Source organism: Streptomyces sp. NPDC031274 (genome assembly GCF_055570235.1).
In genome coordinates this window covers 1-1043 of record NZ_JBVIHP010000479.1, presented here as the reverse complement: position 1 = coordinate 1043, position 1043 = coordinate 1, and the positions used below count along the sequence as shown (strand labels likewise).

The window sequence follows — 1043 nt, the reverse complement described above, 5'->3', positions numbered from 1 at the left end:
TCACGTGAAACACACGCACGGGGAAGTCGATCAGCCTGACGGGCCCCCCAACCAGCCTCCGTTGCCGTTGCCGTTGTTGCCTCCGCCGCCCGTTGGTTCTTCAGTGGCCGGTGGTGACTCCCCGCCGGTGCTGCCGTCGGTGGTCCCACCGTCCGACGTACCGCCGTTGTTGTTGCACTGCCAGTCCCAGTCGGCACAGGACTCACCGGGATCGGGGCTACCCGACGGGCTCGGTGACGGTCCGGTGTCCGTGGGGCTCGGCGAGGCGGACTCCTCCGGCTCCTCGGTCTCCGTCGGGGTCGGGCTCGGGGCCGGCGGCGGAGTCTCGCCGACGACCGAACCGATCTCCTTCGGCACGGGGAAGTTCTTCACAGGAGCGCCCTTGAGGGCCTGCTCCATGTAGTCCTTCCAGATCTGCGCGGGGAACGAGGCACCGTGGATCTTCTCCTCGCCACCCGTGCCGAACATCTCCAGGAACTCGCGCTTCTTGTTCCCTTCGTTGTCGTCGAGCCGGTACATGCTGATCGCGGTCGAGAGCTGCGGGGTGTACCCGACGAACCAGGCGGACTTGTTGCCGTCGGTCGTACCGGTCTTGCCCGCCACCTGGCGGCCGCTCAGCTGGGCCGAGGTACCCGTGCCCTTCTCGACGACGGTCCTGAGCACGTCGGTGACGTTGTCGGCGACCTCCGGATCGAAGGCTCGCTTGGGCTGCGACTTGTGCTGGAAGACGGTGTTGCCCTTGTGCTCGACCTTCTTCACCGAATACGGATCGTTCTGCTTGCCGCTGGACGCGAAGGTGGAGTAAGCGCCGGCCATACGGATCGCGCTCGGAGAGGACGTACCGAGCGAGAAGGACGGGTAATTGGCGCTGGCCAGGCTGTTCTCCTTGAGACCGGAGTCGACGGCCGCTGCCTTCACCTTGTCCAGACCGACGTCCATGCCGAGCTGTACGTAGGCCGAGTTGACCGACTCCCGCATCGCCTCGCGGAGGTCGATCTGGTAGGTCGGCGGGTTGTAGGACGCGTCACCGTCGTTGGTCTGCA

The 1043-nt window shown here is 66.1% G+C and carries 1 protein-coding gene; it reads right to left on the bottom strand.

What is annotated here, in order from left to right; all coding sequences use genetic code 11:
* Positions 1-30: 30 nt before the first annotated feature.
* The coding region (locus ACZ5CR_RS47315; RefSeq protein WP_468870265.1) for a transglycosylase domain-containing protein at positions 31-1043 on the bottom strand (1013 nt) is incomplete at its 5' end.